The organism is Mycobacterium sp. NGS22, assembly GCF_059813095.1.
The window spans coordinates 39,713-58,619 of record NZ_JCALDY010000009.1 but is presented as its reverse complement, the minus strand read 5'-3'; the positions used below and the strand labels follow the sequence as shown (position 1 = coordinate 58,619).

12 protein-coding genes and 1 pseudogene are annotated in these 18,907 nt (G+C 68.0%); 9 read left to right on the top strand and 4 right to left on the bottom strand.

Features of this window, described 5'->3' with window-relative positions; translation table 11 throughout:
• Positions 1-36: 36 nt before the first annotated feature.
• A pseudogene (gene fadD2 / locus AC5Y47_RS10850) lies at positions 37-1,698 on the top strand (long-chain-fatty-acid--CoA ligase FadD2); the annotation flags it as partial.
• A gap of 263 nt (positions 1,699-1,961) precedes the next feature.
• Here the strand turns inward: fadD2 and AC5Y47_RS10845 are convergent.
• From AC5Y47_RS10845 to AC5Y47_RS10835, 3 genes are read right to left on the bottom strand one after another with little or no spacing between them, the layout of a single operon-like run.
• Positions 1,962-4,136: an acyl-CoA dehydrogenase family protein gene (locus AC5Y47_RS10845; protein ID WP_499943972.1), complete on the bottom strand. Its 2,175-nt coding sequence runs from the start codon at positions 4,134-4,136 to the stop codon at positions 1,962-1,964.
• Positions 4,137-4,194: 58 nt separating this feature from the next.
• Entirely contained in the window at positions 4,195-5,310 is a 1,116-nt protein-coding gene (locus tag AC5Y47_RS10840) for an alpha/beta hydrolase (RefSeq protein WP_499943971.1), read from the bottom strand.
• Complete coding sequence (locus AC5Y47_RS10835) at positions 5,307-5,945, bottom strand: TetR/AcrR family transcriptional regulator (protein ID WP_499943970.1); 639 nt, start codon at positions 5,943-5,945, stop codon at positions 5,307-5,309. The genes AC5Y47_RS10840 and AC5Y47_RS10835 overlap by 4 nt, the downstream gene beginning before the upstream one ends.
• A gap of 70 nt (positions 5,946-6,015) precedes the next feature.
• Between AC5Y47_RS10835 and AC5Y47_RS10830 the strand changes: the two genes are divergently transcribed.
• Positions 6,016-6,597 (top strand): VOC family protein, encoded by a 582-nt coding sequence (locus AC5Y47_RS10830; RefSeq protein WP_499943969.1) that lies wholly within the window; start codon positions 6,016-6,018, stop codon positions 6,595-6,597.
• Here AC5Y47_RS10830 and AC5Y47_RS10825 read toward each other — a convergent pair.
• Positions 6,594-7,259 (bottom strand): TetR/AcrR family transcriptional regulator, encoded by a 666-nt coding sequence (locus tag AC5Y47_RS10825; protein WP_499943968.1) that lies wholly within the window; start codon positions 7,257-7,259, stop codon positions 6,594-6,596. The two genes, AC5Y47_RS10830 and AC5Y47_RS10825, sit on opposite strands and share 4 nt — an antisense overlap.
• A gap of 95 nt (positions 7,260-7,354) precedes the next feature.
• On the opposite strand from AC5Y47_RS10825, the gene AC5Y47_RS10820 reads away from it, so the two are divergent.
• From AC5Y47_RS10820 to AC5Y47_RS10790, 7 genes are all read left to right on the top strand, one after another.
• A complete protein-coding gene (locus tag AC5Y47_RS10820) occupies positions 7,355-8,263 on the top strand; it encodes an oxygenase MpaB family protein (RefSeq protein WP_499943967.1) in 909 nt (302 codons plus the stop codon).
• Between the two features lie 133 nt (positions 8,264-8,396).
• Positions 8,397-9,980 carry a PPE family protein gene (locus AC5Y47_RS10815; RefSeq protein ID WP_499943966.1) on the top strand — a complete coding sequence of 528 codons (1,584 nt, stop codon included), beginning with the start codon at positions 8,397-8,399 and terminating at the stop codon, positions 9,978-9,980.
• Between the two features lie 30 nt (positions 9,981-10,010).
• Positions 10,011-10,913, top strand: coding sequence for a class I SAM-dependent methyltransferase (locus tag AC5Y47_RS10810; RefSeq protein WP_499943965.1), 903 nt, complete (start codon positions 10,011-10,013; stop codon positions 10,911-10,913).
• A gap of 272 nt (positions 10,914-11,185) precedes the next feature.
• Entirely contained in the window at positions 11,186-13,018 is a 1,833-nt protein-coding gene (gene eccA / locus AC5Y47_RS10805) for a type VII secretion AAA-ATPase EccA (RefSeq protein WP_499943964.1), read from the top strand.
• Positions 13,015-14,613, top strand: a complete 1,599-nt coding sequence (eccB, locus tag AC5Y47_RS10800; protein WP_499943963.1) for a type VII secretion protein EccB — start codon at positions 13,015-13,017, stop codon at positions 14,611-14,613. The genes eccA and eccB overlap by 4 nt, the downstream gene beginning before the upstream one ends.
• Entirely contained in the window at positions 14,610-18,602 is a 3,993-nt protein-coding gene (eccCa, locus tag AC5Y47_RS10795; RefSeq protein WP_499943962.1) for a type VII secretion protein EccCa, read from the top strand. Before eccB ends, eccCa begins: the two co-directional genes overlap by 4 nt.
• Positions 18,599-18,907 (top strand): PE family protein, encoded by a 309-nt coding sequence (locus tag AC5Y47_RS10790; RefSeq protein WP_499943961.1) that lies wholly within the window; start codon positions 18,599-18,601, stop codon positions 18,905-18,907. The genes eccCa and AC5Y47_RS10790 overlap by 4 nt, the downstream gene beginning before the upstream one ends.

Sequence of the window (18,907 nt, the reverse complement as noted above, 5' to 3'; positions counted from 1 at the left end):
GTCGCATTGCGACCTCCGTCACATATGGTGAGGAACATGCCTAGCCTGAGCGATGTACCCGGGGTCGGAAAAATCCAGCAATATGTGGAACGCGGCGCCGCCGAACTCCATTACGTGCGCAAGATCTTCGAAGCCGGAGCATTCCGGATAGAGCCCCCGCAGAATTACGCCGCGCTGGCCACCGGCATCGTCAAGTGGGGCGAATTCGGCATGTTGCCCGCGCTCAACGCGGCCCGCACCCCCGACCGCGCGGCGTGCATCGACGAAGACGGCGAATTCAGCTTCAAGGAGCTCGACGAAGCCGCCCACGCGGTCGCCAACGGCCTGCTCGAGAAGGGTGTCAAGGCCGGCGACGGTGTCGCCATCCTGGCCCGCAACACCCGCTGGTTCCTCGTCGCCTACTTCGGTGCAGCCCGCGTCGGCGCCCGCATCATCCTGCTGAACAGCGAGTTCTCCGGCAATCAGGTCAAAGAGGTGTCCGAGCGCGAGGGCGCCAAGCTGATCATCTACGACGACGAATACACCAAGACCGTCAGCAAAGCCGAGCCGGAATTGGGTTTCCTGCGCGCCCTGGGCACCAACCCGGACAGTGACGAGGACTCCGGCAGTGACCACGAAACGCTGGCCGAGCTGATCGAGCACAGCAGCAAGGATCCGGCGCCCAAAGCCGGCAAGCACGCGTCGATCATCATCCTGACCAGCGGCACCACCGGTACCCCGAAGGGCGCCAACCGCAGCACCCCGCCGACGTTGGCGCCGGTCGGCGGCATCCTGTCGCACGTTCCGTTCAAGGCCAACGAGATCACCTCGCTGCCGGCGCCGATGTTCCACGCGCTGGGTTTCCTGCACGCCACGATCGCCATGTTCCTGGGCTCGACGCTGGTGTTGCGGCGCAAGTTCAAGCCGCCGCTGGTGCTTGAAGACCTCGAAAAGCACAAGGCGACCGCCATGGTCGTGGTGCCGGTGATGCTCTCGCGGCTGTTGGACGCCATCGAGAAGATGGACAAGAAGCCCGATCTGTCGAACCTGAAGATCATCTTCGTGTCGGGTTCGCAGTTGGGTGGCGAGTTGGCGGCGCGCGCGCTGGAAGATTTCGGCCCGGTCATCTACAACATGTACGGCTCGACCGAGATCGCGTTCGCCACCATCGCCCGCCCGGAGGACCTGGAGAAAGACCCGTCGACGGTCGGACCGGTGGTCAAGGGCGTCAAGGTCAAGATCCTCGACGACAACGGCAAGGAGAAGCCGCAGGGTGAGGTCGGTCGGATCTTCGTGGGCAACGCCTTCCCGTTCGAGGGCTACACCGGCGGCGGCCACAAGGAGATCATCGACGGCCTGATGTCCTCGGGCGATGTCGGTTACTTCGACGAGGACGGCCTGCTCTTCGTCAGCGGCCGCGACGACGAGATGATCGTCTCCGGCGGCGAGAACGTGTTCCCCGCCGAAGTCGAGGACTGCCTGAGCGGGCATCCCGAGGTGGTCGAGGCCACCGCGATCGGCGTCGAGGACAAGGAGTACGGCCACCGGCTGCGGGCGTTCGTGGTCAAGAAGGACGGCTCCGACGTCGACGAGGACACCCTCAAGAAGCACGTGAAGGAGGAGCTGGCCCGCTACAAGGTGCCGCGCGAAGTCATCTTCCTCGACGAGCTGCCGCGCAACCCGACCGGCAAGATCCTCAAGCGCGAACTGCGCGAGCTGGACGTCGACGATAAGGAAGAGGCCAAGGACAAGGCGAAGGACCTGAACGAGAAGTCCGAGAAGAAGGGTTCCGACAAAAAAGGCGCGGACAAGAAGGGCTCGGACGAGAAGGGCTCGGACGAGAAGGGTTCGGACGAGGACGGCGACGACGCCGAGGACGGCGACGACGCCGAGTAGGGCGAGCAGACGCAAAAGCCCCCAATTCCGGTGGAATTTGGGGGCTTTTGCGTCTGATCGCGCAGGGGGCGCAGGGGGCGCAGGGGTTACGGGTCGCGGGGGAGGCCGAGCAGCCGTTCGGCGATGATGTTCAACTGCACCTCCGACGTGCCGCCGTAGATCGTGGTGGCCCGGCTGGCCAGCAGGTAGTCACCCCATTTGCCTTGCGGCGTTTCGGGATCCGCGATCACCGCATCAGAACCGAAGGACGACACCGCGAATTCGGCATAGCCCTGCCCGGTGCGCATCGACAGCAGTTTGGAGATAGCCGCCGACGGCATGGCGTCGCCCCCGGCCAGCGTCAACAACGTGGAGCGCAGGTTGAGCACCTTGGCGGCGTGCCCCTCGGCGATCAACTGGCCGGCGCGGTGCCGAGCGGTCTGGTCGAACTGCCCGTCACGGACGAACTCGACGAATGCCGGCAGGCTGGCCAGGAAGTTCAGATCGCTGCCGCCGATCGAAACCCGTTCGGCGGTAAGGGTATTGCGGCTTACCTCCCAGCCCCGGTTCGCCTCACCCAGCACGTTCTCGTCGGGCACGAACACGTCGTCGATGTAGACGGTGTTGAAGAACTCCTGCCCGGTGAGCTCACGCAGCGGCTTGACCGTCACCCCCTCGCTCTTCATGTCCAGCAGGAAATAGGTGATGCCGTTGTGCTTCGGAGCGCTCGGGTCGGTACGAGCCAATAACGCACCCCATTGCGAGAACTGCGCGGCCGTCGTCCAGATCTTCTGCCCGGTGATGCGCCAGCCGCCGTCCACCCGCGTGGCCTTGGTGGACAACCCGGCCAGGTCGGATCCCGCGCCGGGCTCGGAAAACAGCTGGCACCAGACCATTTCGCCGCGGAAGGTCGGCGGCAGGAACCTCTGCTGCTGTTCCTCGGTGCCGAACGCGACGATCGACGGGATGACCCAGGCCGCGATGCCGATCTGCGGCCGCTTGACCCGTCCGGCCGCGAACTCCTGGGCGATAATCACCTGCTCGACCGGACTGGACGCCCGGCCCCACGGCTTGGGCAGGTAGGGCAGCACCCAGCCGGCCTCCGCGATCGCGACTGTGCGCGCCGTCCGGTCCATGTCCTTGAACGCGGTCACCTCGGCCCTGATCTCCGCCCGCAACTGCTCGGTTTCCGGGTCCAGGTCGATATCCACCGCGCGCATCCCGGTGCTGGTCGCGGTGTCCACCACCCGCTGCGGGTACTCCGAGCTGCGGCCGAACGACGCGGTCAGCATCAGCGCCCGGCGGTAATAGACGTTGGTGTCGTGCTCCCAGGTGAAGCCGATGCCGCCGTGCACCTGGATGCAGTCCTGGGTGCAGCGCTGGGCGGCGGCCGGAGCCAGTGTGGCCGCCACCGCCGCGGCGAACTCGACGTGCTCGCTGCCCTCGTCCAGGGCGCGGGCGGCGTCCCATACGGCGGCGGTGGCCCGTTCGGTGTCGGCGACCATCTCGGCGCACTTGTGTTTGATGGCCTGGAACTGCCCGATCGGCCGACCGAACTGCTCACGGATCTTGGCGTAGCCCGACGCGGTGTCGGTCGCCCAGCGCGCCACGCCCACCGCCTCGGCCGAGAGCAGCGTGGTCATCAGCGCGTGGGCGGTGGTCATGCTCAGGTTGTCCAGCACCACGTCGTCGCCGACCTCGACGGCGTTGGCCCGCACGTGGGCGACGGGCCGCAGCGGATCGATACTCTGCACCGGCTCGATCTCGAGCTGCTCGGCGCGTAGCACCACCCACTCTTCGCCGCTGTCGATCGCCACCGGCAACACCAGGATCGACGCCTGCGCCGCGGCCGGCACCGCGCGGATCTCGCCGCGGATCACCAACGCGTCACCGTGCCGGGTGGCGGTCAGGGTGGAGTCCAGCGCGTAGGCGGCGATGGCTGCCCCGGATGCCAACTCTGCCAGCACCTTGGCCTCGGGGTCGTGCGCGGCGATCAGCGCGCTGGCGATCGCCGACGGCACGAACGGTCCGGGTACCGCGCCGTATCCGAATTCGGCCAGCACAATGGCCAGCTCGAGCACACCGAACCCCTGCCCGCCGACCGACTCGGCCAGGTGCACACCCGGCAGACCCTGGTCGGCGGCGGCTTGCCAGTACGGCGGCGGGTTCTGCACCGGCGTTTCCATCGCCTCGTGCAGCACCTCCGAGGGCGCTACCCGTTCGACCAGGGACCGCACCGAGTCGGCCAGGTCTTGATGTTCAGGGGTGATTGCGATCGGCATTGTTCGCCTTCCCGTGCGCGGTTTCCTCCAAGCTAACAACCGGTCGGTTGGGCGCGACTCAACCCCACCGGTTGGCGATCCACTCCGCGATGGTGTCGGCCTGCTCGTCGCGGGCGCCTGGGGTGGTGAAGTAGTGGTCGCTGTCGATCGCGGCCTGCGTCTTGTCGGTGCCGGCCAGCCCGTCGTAGATGCGCTGCGCGTCGGACGGGAAGACGCCGGTGTCGGCCTCGGCGTTGATCACCAGCGCCGGCACCGTGATGCGGGCCAGATGCGGCTCGGCGCGGGTCTGGGCCGTCCGCAGACTCCACATGCCCAGCCAGTTGCGCAGTGTGGTCGCCGCCGCGATGCCGCGCGCCGAGCGGTTCGCCTTCTCCGGAGTACCGGCATAACACGAGTTGGGTTGGCGCTTGGTCGGTTCGATATCGGGGTCGACCATGCGCGGGTCGGCCCAGGTGCGCATCACGGTGAACGGTCGATCCGAGAAGCCCGCGGCGCGAACACGTTTCAGCTCGGCTTCGGCCCAGTCGGTGATGGCGTGATTGCGCGCCACCTGCGCGGCCCGGTAACGCTCGACGAACTCCGCCGGGTACGGCGGTCGGTTGTCCCCGTCGAACAGATCCAGATCGGGATCGGTTGCGACGGGATCGTTCTCGTCGACGACCGCACCGTCCATCCAGGCGGTCAGCACGTCCGGTCGTCCTGGATGGGCTGCCGTCGCGACGTAGCCGTCGGCGGCCGGCAACTCGGTGACCCCGTCGGCGGGGCGCATGCCGTCCAGCGGGGTGACATTGGGATCCACCGCCTGCGACTGGTAGGCCGCCATCAGCGAACCGCCACCCGAGTTGCCAAGCAGCACAACTGTTTCCGCACCGGCCACGGCACGCAGCCAGCGCACCCCCACCCCGATGTCGACCAGGGCGTGGTCGAGCAGGAAACTGCTCTCGAAGCCGCGAAACCGGGTGTTCCAGCCCAGGAACCCGATGCCGCGCGTCGCGGCGTACTCGGCGAGGTAGTGCTCGGAGAAATCGATCTGGTAGTGGGTGGCGATCATCGCCACCTTCGGTCGATGCCCGGATGCGTGGTGATAGATCCCCTGGCACGGGTGTCCGCCCGCCCCGGCACGTCCGGCGGTGGGCGACGGCAACCCGATGAACTCGCGGATGACCTCGGTCAACTCGAGCGATCCTCCTCGCAGTAGATGGCCCGGTAGTAGATGTTGGCCAGCGTCCGGATGCAGGCCTGATCGTCGGGTTCCTGCGTCCGGGTCAGTTGGATGTAGCAGAACTGGTTGAACATCGCCACGATCGCCTCGGCCAGCAGCAGTGGGTCGTCGTCCGCGCAATAGCCCTGCGCCTGCGCGCGTTTGACCGATTCGGCGATGAAAGAGATTGGCAACGAGCACATTTCGGCCCAGTACTGGGCGAAGTCCTCGTTGACCGTCGCCAGTTGGGACACGCCGATCATCTCCGCGAGGCGATGCCGGTAGGTGTGCCAGTGCGCCGCCGCGGCCTGGTGGGCGCGTTCGCGATCGGACAGACCGTGCTGGGTCACCGTCTGCGCGCGCTGGTTGGCCTCGTCGCGGAAACGCAGCGCCCACTGCCGGACCATCGCCTCTTTCGAGTCGTAGTAGTTGTAGAACGATGCGGCGGAACGGCCCGCTTCGGCGGTGATATCCGCGATGGTGGTAGCCAGAACTCCCTTGCGCGCGATGACTTTTCGGGCGGCAGCGTCGATGGCGGCCTGGGTCCGCCGACCGCGGTGAGTCGGAAACGTGGCGGGACGGCTGCTGGGTTCTGCCGCGGCAGTCACCTCACGCACCTCCCGCAGACCTGAATCTGATGTTAGATTCAGTTTTGGATCATAGGTAGGGAGGCGCACGATGATCAAGCCGCACAACGTCAACACCGAGTTCGAACTCGGCGGGATCAACCACGTCGCGCTGGTGTGCTCGGACATGGCCCGCACCGTGGACTTCTACAGCAACGTCCTGGGCATGCCGCTGATCAAGTCGCTCGACCTGCCCGGTGGCGCGGGGCAGCACTTCTTCTTCGACGCGGGCAACGGCGACTGCGTGGCGTTCTTCTGGTTCGCCGAGGCCGCCGACCGGGTGCCGGGGCTGAGTTCGCCGGGCGCGCTGCCGGGCCTGGGTGACATCACCAGCGCGGTGAGCACCATGAACCATCTCGCGTTCCACGTGCCGGCCGAGAAGTTCGACGCCTACCGGCAGCGGCTGAAGGACAAGGGCGTACGGGTGGGTCCGGTGCTCAACCACGACGAAAGCCCGATGCAGGTCGCCGCCAAGGTGCACCCCGGCGTGTACGTGCGCTCGTTCTACTTTCAGGACCCCGACGGGATCATGTTGGAGTTCGCCTGCTGGGTGCGGGAATTCACCGATGCCGACACCCCGGCGGTGCCCAGGACGGCGGCCGACCGGCGACCGCCGGTAGCGGCTGCGCCTTAGGTGGCGACTCCGGCCTTCCCGATCAGGCCGTACAGGCCCGGGTTGGTGAGCTCGCTGACCAGCAGCGTCAATTGGTCGACGAGTTGATCGGGCTCGAGCCGGATGTCGCTGGCCAACCAGGCACTGATGGCCTGTCCGACGCCGCCCACCGCGAAGTGCGCACCCATCTTGAGGCGCTCGTTTGCTGCTATCTGCAGTGCGCTGGCCGCGTACTGGCCGGACAGCAGGGCGAACAGGGCGGTGGACTCGGCGCGTTTGCGGATCACCACGGGGTCCGCGAGTTGGTTGCTGAACACCAAGCGGCCGACACGCGCGTCGTCGGCGATGGTGTTGACGATATTGGCCATCCCGGCGCGGGACTGCTCATGCGGCGGGGCCGCCATCACCGCGGCCTGCGTCTTTCCCGCCAGATCGGCGATGATCCAGTCGAAAACAGCGCCGATGAACTCGTCTTTCTCGGTGAAGTTCTCATAGAAATAGCGGGTGGCCACCCCGGCCTCTCGGCAGATGCTGCGAACGGTCACCGTGGACAGATCCTGCTGCTCGGCGCCCAGCAGGTCCAGACCCGCCGCCAGCAGCTTTCGCCGCCGCTCAGCTGAGCGCACCGCGGCGTCGATGCCGCGGTACGGCCGCGCGCGGGCACCCTCACTGTCCGGAGCCATGGGACACATCTTGACACATGTGCAAGAGCGGACAAATATCTGAGAACACATGTTTTTACAATTTGCGGACAAAAAATGTGCGAAAGGGCCGTCAAATGGCGATTCATGAGGCGGCTCCGCAGCGGCGTCGACATGTCGAGCGGGCCGTGTCGGATCCGGCCCGGACGGTCCGAACGTCCGGCAAGCGACGGTCGGGTATCGACGACGGCATGATGGGAGTGGCGCTGCTGGCCGGGCCTGCCAACGTGATCATGCAATTGGCCCGGCCGGGGGTCGGCTACGGCGTGATGGAGAGCCGCGTCGAGAGCGGGCGCATCGACCTGCATCCGATCAAGCGGGCGCGCACCACCTTCACCTACCTGGCTGTTGCCACGGCCGGAAGTGACAGCCAGAAGGCGGCCTACCGGCGCGCGGTGAATCGGGCCCACGCCCAGGTCCGCTCCACTCCCGAGAGCCCCGTGTCGTACAACGCCTTCGATCCCGCGTTGCAGCTGTGGGTGGCCGCTTGCCTCTACAAGGGCGGTGTCGACGTCTACCGCACGTTCGTCGGAGAGCTCAGCGACGAGGACGCCGACCGTCACTACCAAGAGTCGATGACATTGGGCACCACCTTGCAGGTGCCGCCGGAGATGTGGCCGGCCGACCGTGCGGCCTTCGACGAGTACTGGCAGGAGTCGCTGGGCAAGGTGCACATCGACGACGCGGTGCGCGCCTATCTGTACCCGATCGCCGTCGCGCGCATCAAACGGCTGCCCATGCCGGGCCTGCTGCGTGCGATCCCGGAGAACATCGCCCTGCTGATCACCACGGGTTTTCTGCCGCAACAGTTCCGCGACGAGATGCAGTTCCCATGGGACGCCGGCCGGCAACTCCTGTTCGACCAGTTGATGGCGTTGATAAAGATCAGCAACGGCCTGATGCCGCGGTTCGTCCGGCAGTTCCCGTTCAACGTGTTGCTGTGGGACCTCGACCGGCGGATCCAGGCCGGTCTCCCGCTCGTCTAGCACCGCACGGACGTCGTCCGAACCCAAGCCGAATTCGGCCGCCGACACTTCCCGTACAGGACTTGCGCTCGATCCTGCCATGGTGTCGAATGGCTGATAATGAAAATCATATTCATCAACCGGTCCGGCTGAGATGCCGGTCTGGCTCGCGTCGCCGCCGGAGGTGCACTCGGCGTTGCTCAGCAGTGGACCCGGACCGGGCCCGCTGCTGTCGGCCGCCACGGCATGGTCGGCGCTGAGCACCGAATACACCGAGGTTGCCGACGAACTGATGGCGCTGCTGGGTGCGGTGCAGGGCGGGGCCTGGGCGGGGCCGACCGCCGTGCAATACGTCGCGGCGCACGTGCCGTACCTGGCTTGGCTGACACAAGCCAGCGCCCACAGTGCCAACGCCGCTGCCCAGCACGAGACCGCGGCCGCCGCTTACACCACCGCACTGGCCGGGATGCCGACGCTGGTCGAGTTGGCAACCAACCACGCGGTCCACGGGATCCTGGTCGCGACCAACTTCTTCGGAATCAACACCATCCCGATCGCGCTGAACGAGGCCGACTACGCGCGGATGTGGGTCCAGGCGGCCACCACGATGGCGTCCTACGACGCGGTGGCCACCGCCGCGGTCGCGTCGACGCCGCAGACCACCGCCGCACCGGAGATCGTCCACGCCGACGACGACCACGACCACGACGACGAGCACGAGGGTGAGGACGGCCACGAGGGTCACGACCATGGCGACCCGACCCAACTGGACTACCTCGTCGCCGACCTGCTGCGCGCCCTGACCAACGGGCAAATCGACTGGAATCCCCTGGAAGAGACCCTCAACGGGATCCACATGCACGACATCACCGACGCCACGCAGCCCATCTGGTGGGTAGCGCGGTCGTTGGAGTTCGGGCAGCAGTTCGAAACGTTCGTCCAGGAGCTGTTCACCGACCCCGCCGGCGCCATCGAGTACGTGGTTCAGCTGGCCGAATTCGACTGGCCGACCCACCTGGCCCAACTTGCCCCGCTGCTGCAGTCCCCGCAGTTGTTCGCCGCCGCGATGGGCGGCGCCGTGGCCAATCTGGGTGCGGTCTCCGGTTTCGCCGGCCTGGCCGGTCTGGGCGCCATCCAGCCCGCCGCGATCCCGGTCGCGCTCGCACCGGTTGGCGCGGGACCCGTGCTGCCCGCTGTCGGGACCGCCGCCCCGTCCGTCGTCGCCTCGGCCGCACCCGTGGCCCCGGCGCCGACGACCTCGACCGTGGCCAGCTCGGTCACCAGCGCCGGACCGCCGCCCCCGGCGCCCGCCGCAGCCGCCGGCCCGGGTTTTCCCTTCCTGGTCGGTGGGGGACCCGGCATCGGCTTCGGTTCGGGGATGAGCGCCGGCGCCAGCGCCAGCAGGAAGGCTTCCGAGCCCGACGCCGCCGCGGTCGCCGCGGCCGCCGCCGCACGCGAGCAGGCTCGCCAACGCCGACGGCGGCGTTCGGCGCTGCACGAGCACGGCGACGAGTTCGCCGACATGAATGTCGATGTCAACCCGGACTGGGGCGCACCGCCGGAAACCGAATGGGTCGGTGCTTCGGATCGCGGCGCCGCAAACCTGGGCTTCACCGGCACCGTGCACCGCGAAGCAGCCGGTGCGGCGGCCGGGCTGACGGCCCTGGCCGGCGACGAATTCGGCGGCGGTCCACGGGTGCCGATGCTGCCCGGCAGCTGGGATGCGGATCGCGGCTGAACTTCGGCGGGCACGCGTAAGGTCGGGCGGGTGCGAAGCGAAGGTGACAGCTGGGACATCACCACGAGCGTCGGGTCGACGGCGCTGTTCGTGGCCACCGCGCGGGCGCTGGAGGCGCAGAAGCCCGACCCGCTGGCCGTCGACCCGTACGCGGAATTGTTCTGCCGCGCCGTCGGCGGTTCCTGGGCTGAGGTCCTGGACGGTCAGGCGCCCGACCACGAGTTGCTCAGCGAAGACTTCGGCCGGCACTTCGTCGACTTCCAGGGCGGTCGCACCAGATATTTCGACGCGTACTTCCAGCGCGCCGCCGCCGCCGGCGCCCGACAGGTCGTCATCCTGGCGGCCGGACTGGACTCCCGGGCCTACCGGCTGCCCTGGCCGGACGGGACGACGATCTTCGAGCTGGACCAGCCGCAGGTGCTCGACTTCAAGCGCGAGGTGCTCGCCGAGCACGGTGTGCAACCCCGCGCCGAGCGCCGGGAGATCGCCGTCGATCTGCGCGACGACTGGTCACAAGCGTTGCAGGACAACGGATTTGACCCCACCCAGTTCTCGGCCTGGATCGCCGAGGGACTGCTGATCTATCTTCCGGCCGCTGCTCAGGAGGCGCTGTTCACCGGCATCGACGCGCTGGCCGCCCTCGGCAGTCACGTCGCCGTCGAGGACGGCGCTCCGCTGCCCCAGGACGAATACGAAGCCAAGGTCGAAGAGGAGCGCGCCGACCCGGAAGCCAACCAGCGTCCCTTCTTCCAGTTGGTCTACAACGAACAGTGCGCCCCCGCCGCCGAGTGGTTCGGTCAGCACGGGTGGACGGCCGTCGGCACGCCACTGAACGACTACCTGCGTGAGGTGGGCCGGCCGGTACCCGGGCCGGAGTCCGAGGCCGCGCCGATGTTCGCCCGCAACAGTCTGGTCAGCGCCGCCAAGCCGTAGCCGGCCCCCGGCGCGGGCAACGACCCCCGCCGTTGTTAATGAAAATCATATTCAGTAAGCTGTGTACCTGGGCGGCCGCTCAGTGCGGCCAGCGCAAGAAATGCTGGTCAGACGTGCCAAGACGGGAATTGATGTGGCGAAGCGCACGCGATCGACCGCCTCGACAGTTAGCTTAGGGAATGCTAACTTCGTGAGGCTAACCGCAGGCGGAGTCGGCCAGCGGTGATCTTTTCTTCCAAAAGAAGGCGGGGCGTGAACGCGGTGATATCGGCATGATTGGGGCTCAGCCCCGCGCATCCCGGACCGACGGCAGGGTCGACGAGGACGTGGTCAGCAGATTCGCCACGTGCTGCCGCGCCCTGGGCATCGCGGTCTACGAACGGCAGCGCCCGGCGGATCTGAGCGCGGCGCGATCGGGATTCAGCGCGCTCACCCGGATCGCCCACGACCAGTGCGACGCGTGGACCGGCCTGGCCGCTTCCGGCGACACGTCCAAGCGTGTGCTGGAACAGGTTTCGCGCACCGCGGCGACGGCCGGAGTGTTGCAGCGGCAGGTCGAGCTGGCCCGCGGTGCCCTCGGGTTCCGCTACGACACTGGCCTGTATCTGCAGTTCCGTGCCACCAGTCCCGACGACTTCCACCTCGCCTACGCGGCCACCCTGGCATCCGACGGGGAGTTTGCCCAGGCATACGACATCGTCAGCCGCATCGCCGAGCGCCGCCCCCAGTCGCGTGAGGCGCGCTGGATCGCGGTGGTCATCAACTATCGGGCCGAACGCTGGTCGGACGTCGTCAAGCTGCTCACCCCGATCGTCAACGACACCGACCTCGACGCGGCGTTCGCGCACGCGGTGAAGATCGCCCTGGGTACCTCGCTGGCCCGGCTGGGGATGTTCGCTCCCGCGCTGTCCTACCTCGAGGAGCCCGAGGGTCCGATCGCCGTGGCGGCGGTCGACGGCGCGCTGGCCAAAGCTCTCGCGCTGCGGGCGCACGTCGACGAAGAAGCCGCCAGCGACGTGCTGCACGAGCTCTACGCGGCCAACCCGGAGAACGAAGAGATCGAGCAGGCGCTGTCCGACCCCAGCTTCGGAATGGTCACCACCACCGCGGCCCGCATCGAAGCGCGGACCGACCCGTGGAGCCGCGACACCGAACCCAGCGACGCCGACTTCGTGGACCCGGGCGCACGGGAACGTAAGGCCGCGTTGCTGGCCGAAGCGGAGGTGGCGCTCAACGAGTTCATCGGCCTGAACGAGGTGAAGAATCAGGTTGCCCGGCTCAAGAGTTCGGTCGCCATGGCCGTACTGCGCCAGCAACGCGGACTCACCGTCGCCCAGCGCACCCACCACCTGGTGTTCGCCGGCCCGCCCGGGACGGGTAAGACCACCATCGCCCGGGTGGTGGCGAAGATCTATTGCGGCCTGGGACTGCTGAAGCGGGAGAACATCCGCGAGGTGCACCGCGCCGACCTGATCGGCCAGCACATCGGTGAGACCGAGGCCAAGACCAACGCGATCATCGACAGCGCGCTGGACGGGGTGCTGTTCCTCGACGAGGCGTATGCCCTGGTGGCCACCGGAGCCAAGAACGACTTCGGTCTGGTGGCCATCGACACGCTATTGGCGCGCATGGAGAACGACCGCGACCGGCTGGTGGTCATCATCGCCGGATACCGCGCCGACCTCGACAAGTTCCTGGACACCAACGAGGGTCTACGGTCCCGGTTCACCCGCAGCATCGACTTCCCGTCGTACCAGCCGTCGGAGTTGACCGAGATCGCAAATCTCATGGCGCAGCAACGCGACAGCATGTTCGAACAGGCGGCACTCGACGACATGCAGCGGCTCTTCACTCACCTGGCCGAGACGTCGTCGCCGGACAGCAACGGGATCGACCGGCGCAACCTGGACATCGCCGGCAACGGCCGTTTCGTACGAAACGTGGTCGAGCGTTCGGAAGAAGAGCGTGAGTTCCGGCTCGATCATTCCGAACAAGCCGGCACGGGTGAGTTCACCGACGAGGACTTGATGACAATCACCGCTCAAGACGTCGGCAATACGGTGGCCCCGCTGCTGCGTGGCCTCGGGCTGTCGGTGCCGGCATGAGCAAGAACGACTCCGACAACGAATGGGGTGACGACCGCCGTTCGTTCGCGTCCCGGACTCCGGTCAACGACAACCCCGACAAGGTCGAGTACCGTCGTGGCTTCGTCACCCGCCACCAGGTGACCGGCTGGCGGTTCGTGATGCGCCGCATCGCCTCGGGAATCGCGTTGCACGACACCAGGATGCTGGTCGACCCGCTGCGGACCCAGTCCCGGGCCGTGCTGATGGGTGTGCTGCTGCTGATCACCGGATTGCTTGGCTGCTTTGTGTTTTCGCTGATCCGGCCCAACGGGCAGGTCGGCAACAACGCGGTCCTGGCCGACCGGTCCACCGCCGCGCTCTATGTGCGGGTCGGCGACCAGCTGCATCCGGTGCTGAACCTGACCTCCGCCCGCCTGATCGCCGGTCAGCCGGTCAACCCCACCACGGTGAAAAGCGCTGAGCTGGACCGCTTTCCGCGCGGCAACCTGGTCGGCATCCCGGGTGCCCCGGAACGCATGGTGCAGAGCAGCGCCCGCGACGCCGCCTGGACGGTGTGTGACGCCGTCACCGGGCAGCCTGGCCGCGGCGCGCGCAGCACCGGCGTGACCGTCATTGCGGGCAAGCCGTACAGCGACGGCACCCGCGCAGCCGCGATCGGCTCGACCCAGGCTCTGCTGGTGGACGCAGCCTCTTCGGGAGGGAACGGAACCTGGCTGCTGTGGGACGGCAAGCGCAGCCGGATCGACCTGGCCGACCGCGCGGTCACCAACGCGCTGGGCTTGGGCACCGAGGTGCCCGCACCGCGACCCATAGCCGCCGGATTGTTCAACGCCATACCGGAATCGGCGCCGCTGACCGCACCACCCATCCCCAACGCGGGTGCTCCGGCCGGCTTCGCGCTCCCCGCGCCGATCGGCGGGGTCGTGGTGGCCTACTCGCTGGACAAGGCCGGCTCGGACACGTTCTACGCCGTGCTGCCCGACGGTCTGCAGTCGATCTCACCGGTGCTGGCCTCGGTCTTGCGCAACACCAATTCCCATGGCCTGCAACAACCGCCGCGGCTGGGTGCCGACGAGGTCGCCAAGCTGCCGGTGTCGCGGCTGCTGGACACCTCGCGCTACCCCGCCCAACCGGTCACCGTCGTCGACGCCGCCAGCAGCCCCGTCGCCTGCGCGTTCTGGAGCAAGCCGAACGGCGCTGCCACCAGCTCGCTGACGTTGCTCTCGGGTTCGGCGCTGCCGGTCACAGAGGGTGTGCGGACCGTCGAACTGGTCGGCGGCGGGGCGAAAGTCGCGCTCACCCCCGGCACCGGATACTTCACCCAGACCGCGGGCGGGGGTCCGGCGGCGCCGGCCACCGGTTCACTGTTCTGGGTATCCGACACCGGTGTCCGGTACGGCATCGACACCGAGTCCGACCGGTCCGGGGTCAACGGCAAAACGGTTGAGGCGCTTGGCCTCAAGTCGCCGCCGCTGGCCATCCCGTGGTCGGTCCTGTCCTTGTTCGCAACTGGCCCGACGCTGTCGCGCGCCGATGCGCTGCTGGCGCATGACGGTTTGCCGCCGGACAGCCGACCGGGCCATCCGGTAGCCGCCGAAGGGGAGCCCCGATGAGCAGACTGATCTTCGAGGCGCGCCGGCGGTTGACGCCGCCGAGTGCCCGCAAGGGAACCATCACCATCGAGGCGCCGCCGGAGCTGCCGCGGGTGATCCCGCCGTCGCTGTTCCGGCGGGCGATGCCGTACCTGATCGGGATCCTGATCGTCGGCATGATCGTCGCGTTGTTCGCCACCGGCATGCGGTTGATCTCGCCGCAGACGCTGTTCTTCCCGTTCGTGCTGCTGCTTGCCGCGACCGCGCTCTACCGCGGCGACAGCAACAAGATGCGCACCGAAGAAGTCGACGCCGAGCGGGCCGACTATCTGCGGTACCTGTCGGTGGTCCGGGACAACATCCGCGCCCAGGCCGCCGAGCAGCGCGCCGCCGCGCAGTGGTCGCACCCCGAGCCCGAAGCACTGGCCGCGGTGCCCGGATCCCGTCGGCAGTGGGAGCGCGACCCGCACGACCCCGACTTCCTGGTGCTACGCGCCGGTCGGCATTCCGCGCCGTTGACCACGGCGCTGCGGGTCAACGACACCGCCGACGAGGTCGACCTGGAACCGGTGTCGCACAGCGCATTACGCAGCCTGCTGGACACCCAGCGCACCGTGCCGGACGTACCGGCCGGCATCGACCTGAGCAAGGTCTCCCGAATCAGCGTGCTGGGCGACAGCGCAGACGTCCGCGGGGCGGTACGTGCCTGGATCGCCCAGGCGGTGACCTGGCATGACCCGACGGTGCTCGGTGTGGCGCTGGCCTCCCGCGATCTGGAGACCGACGACTGGTCGTGGCTGAAGTGGTTGCCGCACGTCGACATTCCCGGCCAGGTCGACGGTGTCGGTCCGGCCCGCTACCTCACCACCGATCCCGACGAGCTGATCGACCTGTTGGAGCCTGCCCTCGACGAGCGCCCCGCGTTCACCGGGCAGCCGGTGGATGCGTTGCGGCACTTGCTGATTGTTGTCGACGATCCCGACTACGACCTGACCGGTTCGCCGCTGTCGGCCGGTCGGGCCGGCGTCACGGTGCTGCACATCTCGGCCACGCCGCCAAACCGCGAGCAGTACTCGGACCCGGAGAAGCCGATCCTTCGGGTCGCCCACGGCAGCATCGACCGGTGGCAGACCGGCGGCTGGCAGCCCTATATCGACGCCGCCGACCTGTTCGGCGCCGACGACGCGGCACACCTGGCCCGTCGGCTGTCCCGGTGGGACTCCAACCCGACGCATACCGGGCTGCGCTCGGCGGCCACGCGCGGCGCGAATTTCACCACCCTGCTGGGCATTTCGGATGCGTCCCGGCTGGACGTTCCCGCCCTGTTCGCGCCGCGACGCCGCGACGACGAGTTGCGGGTGCCGATCGGCGTCACCGCCACGGGCGAGCCGCTGATGTTCGACCTCAAGGACGAGGCCGAGGGCGGGATGGGTCCGCACGGCCTGATGATCGGTATGACCGGTTCGGGCAAGTCGCAGACGTTGATGTCGATTCTGTTGTCGCTGTTGACCACTCACTCCGCCGACCGGCTGATCGTCATCTACGCCGACTTCAAGGGTGAGGCCGGGGCCGACAGCTTCCGCAACTTCCCGCAGGTGGTCGCGGTCATCTCCAACATGGCCGAGAAGAAGTCGTTGGCCGACCGGTTCGCCGACACGCTGCGCGGCGAGGTGGCCAGGCGCGAGATGCTGCTGCGCGAGGCGGGCCGCCGGGTGCAGGGCAGCGCGTTCAACTCGGTGACCGAGTACGAAGCCGCCCAGGCCGGCGGGCATGACCTGCCGCCCATCCCAACGCTTTTCGTGGTCGCCGACGAGTTCACCCTGATGCTGGCCGACCACCCGGAATACGCGGAGTTGTTCGACTACGTGGCCCGCAAGGGGCGCTCGTTCCGCATCCACATCCTGTTTGCGTCGCAGACACTGGACGTCGGCAAGATCAAGGACATCGACAAGAACACCTCCTACCGGATCGGTCTGAAGGTGGCCAGTCCCAGTGTGTCGCGCCAGATCATCGGAGTGGAGGACGCCTACCACATCGAGTCGGGCAAGGAGCACAAGGGCATCGGGTTCCTGGTGCCCGCGCCGGGTGCCACCCCGATCAAGTTCCGCTCCACCTACGTCGACGGCATCTACGAGCCGCCGCAGGCCGCGAAAACCCTGGTGGTGCAGTCGGTTCCGGAGCCCAAGCTGTTCACCGCCGGCCCGGTGGAACCCGATCCGGGCACCGTGATCACCGGAGCCGAGGACGACGAACCGATCGGTCCGCCGCGCAAGCTGATCGCGACCATCGGCGAGCAACTGGCCGCATACGGGCCCAAGGCGCCGCAGCTGTGGCTGCCGCCGCTGGACGAGCCGATCCCGCTGACCTCGGTGCTGGCGCGGGCCGGCGTGCCGGCCCGGCAGTGGCGCTGGCCGCTCGGCGAGGTGGACAAGCCCTTCGAGATGCGCCGCGACCCGCTGGTGTTCGACGCGACGTCGTCGGCCGGCAACGTGGTGATCCACGGCGGCCCCAAGTCCGGCAAATCCACTGCGCTGCAGACATTCATCATGTCGGCTGCCAGCCTGCACTCGCCGCGCGACGTCACCTTCTACTGCCTGGACTACGGCGGCGGTCAGCTACGCGCGTTGGAAGGCCTGGCCCATGTCGGCAGTGTCGCCTCGGCGCTCGAACCCGAACGCATCCGCCGCACCTTCGGCGAGCTGGAGCAGCTGCTGCTGTCCCGTCAGCAGCGCGAGGCGTTCCGGGACCGTCCCGCGAACGGACACGGCCACCGCCTGGACAAGGACGACGGGTTCGGCGAGGTCTTCCTCGTCATCGACAACCTGTACGGTTTCGGCCGCGACAACGTCGACCAGTTCAACACTCGAAACCCGTTGCTGGCCAAGGTGACCGAACTGGTCAACGTCGGCCTGGCCTACGGCATCCACGTGGTCATCACCACGCCCAGCTGGCTGGAGGTGCCGCTGGCGATGCGCGACGGGCTTGGTCTGCGCCTGGAGCTCAAGCTGCACGACGCGCGGGACAGCAACGTGCGGGTGACCGGGGCACTGAGCCGTCCGGCCGACGCCGTCCCGCACGACCTGCCGGGTCGCGGGTTGACCATGGCCGCCCAGCATTTCCTGTTCGCCGAACCGGAGTTGGAGCAGATCCCGGCGATCAACGCCCGTTACCCGGGCCAGTCGGCGCCGCCGGTGCGGTTGCTGCCCACCGACCTCGCGCCGGCAGCGGTGGGTGCGCTGTACCGGGGACCGGAGCAGGTGGTGATCGGCCAGCGCGAAGAGGACCTCGCGCCGGTGGTGCACGACTTCGCCGAGAATCCGCTGTTGATGGTGTTCGGCGACAGCAAGTCGGGCAAGACCACCCTGCTGCGCCACATCATCCGCACCGTCCGGGAGAACTCGACTTCCGACCAGGTGGCCTTCACCGTGCTGGACCGCCGGTTGCACCTCGTCGACGAACCGCTGTTCGCCGACAACGAGTACACCGCCAACATCGACCGGATCACCCCGGCGATGATCGGGCTGGCCAACCTCATCGAGGCACGCCGGCCACCGGCCGGTCTGTCACCGGCCGAGTTGTCGCGCTGGACATTCCAGGGCCACACCCACTACTTGATCATCGACGACGTCGACCAGATCCCGGACTCCGCCGCGACCTCCGGCCCTTACCTCGGACAGCGGCCCTGGACCCCGCTGATCGGGCTGCTCGGGCAGGCCGCCGACCTGGGACTGCGGGTGATCGTGACCGGCCGGGCGTCCGGGTCGTCGCACGCGTTGATGACCAACCCGTTGCTGCGCAGGTTCAACGACCTGCAGGCGACGACATTGATGCTGGCCGGAAACCCGCAGGACAGCGGCAAGATCCGGGGCCAGCGGTTCAGTCGGCTACCGGCGGGGCGGGCCATATTGCTCACCGACAGCGATTACCCGACCTACGTGCAACTGGTCAACCCGCTCGTCGGTGCGGCGGCGATATCCGGTGAGACGCAACAGAAGGGAAGTCAGTCATGACGCTGCGAGTGGTTCCTGAAGGATTGGCCGGCGCCAGCGCCGCGGTGGAGGCGCTGACGGCGCGTCTGGCCGCCGCGCACGCCGCCGCGGCGCCGTTGATCACCGCGGTGGTGCCGCCGGCGGCGGACCCGGTGTCGTTGCAGACCGCCGCCGGGTTCAGTGCGCAGGGGCAGGAGCACGCCGCGGTGGCGGCCCAGGGTGTCGAAGAGCTGGGTCGTGCCGGCGTCGGTGTCGGCACGGCCGGCGCCAGTTACCTCGCCGGTGACGCGGCGGCCGCTGCGACGTACGGGATCGCGGGCGGCTGA